Here is a 2276-nt window from a genome sequence, read left to right as displayed (position 1 = left end):
CCATAAAGAAAGCGCCGGCTACAAGTAATGCCGCCGGGGAGAGACCGCGTTTATTCTCAACCGCTAAATGTTCACTCATGTTGTGCTTGCCATCTCAAAAGAAACTGACCGGGTCTGTTTTTTTATTTTCAGCGTATCCGTTATGCGTACGCCGCTACCGTTTCGATCGCTGAATGGGTACTATGACGACCTTTCTATAAGGAGCTCATTATGTCCCAAACACTGAATGCCGATCAGGAACTGCTCTCGGACGTTGTTGCCTGTCAGCTGGTTATCAAACAAATTCTGGATGTCATTGATGTTATCGCCCCGGTAGAAGTCCGGGAGAAAATGTCCAGCCAACTGAAAAGCATCGACTTTTCAAGTCACCCTGCAGGTGCCGATCCGGTTACTATGCGCGCAATACAAAAAGCAGTTGCCTTGATCGAGTTGAAATTCACGCCGCAGAATGAGTCTCACTAAAATAAACCGTTGTTTCAGGTTTTAGAAAGGTTTTTTGCGCCTTTGAGAATGAGAGGCGCGAGCGTAGAGATCTTTGAGCGCTAGCCGGATAAGATGCGTGGCATGACTATCCGGCTAGCGTTATGAAAATTGAAGATTAGTGATGTTGGTAGTTTACGACGTTCAGCAGATGTTTATCGGTTTGCGCCATGCACAGTCCCGCGCGTTTCGCGCTGCGGACTTCATCAAGAATGGTTTGTAACAGTACGCCATCCTGCTGCTGCTCTTTTTCCAGATCGTGGAGAAAATCAACGGTTGGCTCATCGTTCAATGCTTCAGCTTCATTGGTTAAGCGTGAAAGCTTACTCGAACGCTGTTGGTACTCATCCAGTGTTTTCTGAAACAGTTCTTCAAGGGAAGTCAGTTCATCACCCGGAACATCGATGGCCTTGACGATGGGGTTAGCCCCGGCGCTTTTCATAAAATTAAACATACGCATCATTTGAGTTACGTTACCCTGCGCCTGCGTGCGTAGAAACGTTGCGGTACCTGTCAGGCTATGTTCGTAGCACCATTCGCTAAGGTGCAGGTAAAGATTCGATGCGTAGAACTCAAGATTCATTTGCGTGTTGAGTTTATGAACAATTCCAACTGCAGCCATATCAATATCCTTATTTCCAGAAAGGAGAATGTACGTTACTAACGTCAGTGCAACGGGCTGTCGCCGCACTTCACATCTACGTACAATTAAAACTGTTAGCAGAATAAATCCGTTCCGCCGGTCCTTTAGTGATCACGGATTATATCCGCTTCCGATCGAGATTCAGCATAGCGCGTGATCTGGCATAAGAAAATCCTTAAATCTGCATATTTATGTTTTTTTACATATTGTCATAGCAATATTCTTAATGCCTGCATTTCGTCATATAAGGTGCGTGAATGTAATTGATTGATATTTAAGTATTTATAGTAATATTCTGATAATGAAATGTTGTTTCATATCACAAAATTAAATTTAACAATACGTTATTGTCTTGACCTCGCTGATTATGAAGTCCCGGCTGGTGGCGATTTCACGAATGGGTAAGGTAAATGAAAACTATCTGGTAGTTAATATTTTGCGCCAGATCATTTTTGCTGAAATTAATAAATTTAACGACCTGTACGATTCGGCATTTATTGTTTGGTGAATGTGGGGAAATCGAGGAGTTACCTATGAAAAAGGTTGCGGTGCTGCTGGCGCCTGGTTTTGAAGAGGCGGAAGCGATTGTTACCATTGATATTCTGCGTCGCCTGAATATCGAAGTCGAAACGCTGGCCTGCTCGGAGCCGCGTGCGGTGGTGAGCTATCATGACGTACCGATGGTGACCGACAGTACGTTGGCTGCGCGTCAGGCCCATCTCTACGATGCCGTCGTGTTGCCTGGGGGGCCGCAAGGTAGCGTTAATCTTGCCGCCAGCGAGGCAGTCATCCAGTTTGTCACCTGCCATGATAAGGCGGGAAAACTGATTTGTCCTGTGTGCTCTGCGGCCGCGCGCGTACTGGGCGGCAACGGTCTGCTAAAGGGGCGTCGCTACGTGTGCTCGGGAGATTTATGGCAAAACGTCACGGATGGCGAATATATCGATGTGCCCGTTGTTGAGGATGGCAATCTTATTAGCGGCAAAGGATTAGGGCATATTTTTGATTTTGCGTTTACGCTTTCGGCGCGTCTGTTGGGAGATGATATTCCGGTTCGCGATCACGCCGACCACATTTACTACCCATGGTAAACATTGTTTTCCCGAATGCTTCAGCATTCGGGGACAAGGATTTGCTGACTGATGTTATGGAC

The 2276-nt window shown here is 46.3% G+C and carries 3 protein-coding genes; 2 read left to right on the top strand and 1 reads right to left on the bottom strand.

Annotated elements, in window-relative coordinates; translation table 11 throughout:
• Nucleotides 1-210 precede the first annotated feature (210 nt).
• A complete protein-coding gene (locus KQJ18_RS23495) occupies nt 211-462 on the top strand; it encodes a DUF2766 family protein (protein ID WP_005127709.1) in 252 nt (83 codons plus the stop codon).
• A 136-nt stretch (nt 463-598) separates the two neighbouring features.
• Here KQJ18_RS23495 and KQJ18_RS23490 read toward each other — a convergent pair whose 3' ends face one another.
• Nucleotides 599-1102, bottom strand: coding sequence for a non-heme ferritin-like protein (locus KQJ18_RS23490; protein WP_038641501.1), 504 nt, complete (start codon nt 1100-1102; stop codon nt 599-601).
• A gap of 554 nt (nt 1103-1656) precedes the next feature.
• Here KQJ18_RS23490 and KQJ18_RS23485 point away from each other — a divergent pair.
• On the top strand, nt 1657-2214 hold the full coding sequence (locus tag KQJ18_RS23485; protein ID WP_216422889.1) for a DJ-1/PfpI family protein: 558 nt from the start codon (nt 1657-1659) through the stop codon (nt 2212-2214).
• Nucleotides 2215-2276: the final 62 nt, after the last annotated feature.

Source organism: Citrobacter sp. S55_ASV_140, from assembly GCF_018919505.1.
Classification (GTDB): Bacteria; Pseudomonadota; Gammaproteobacteria; order Enterobacterales; family Enterobacteriaceae; genus Citrobacter; species Citrobacter werkmanii.
The sequence above is the reverse complement of the archived record's forward strand: the minus strand, read 5'-3'. Positions and strand labels throughout refer to the sequence as shown.

What these genes read in the sequence shown, in the direction of transcription:
- KQJ18_RS23495 (WP_005127709.1), top strand. Translation starts at nt 211, where the DNA reads ATGTCCCAAACACTGAATGCCGATCAGGAACTGCTCTCGGACGTTGTT.
- KQJ18_RS23485 (WP_216422889.1), top strand. Translation starts at nt 1,657, where the DNA reads ATGAAAAAGGTTGCGGTGCTGCTGGCGCCTGGTTTTGAAGAGGCGGAA.
- KQJ18_RS23490 (WP_038641501.1), bottom strand. Translation starts at nt 1,102, where the DNA reads ATGGCTGCAGTTGGAATTGTTCATAAACTCAACACGCAAATGAATCTT.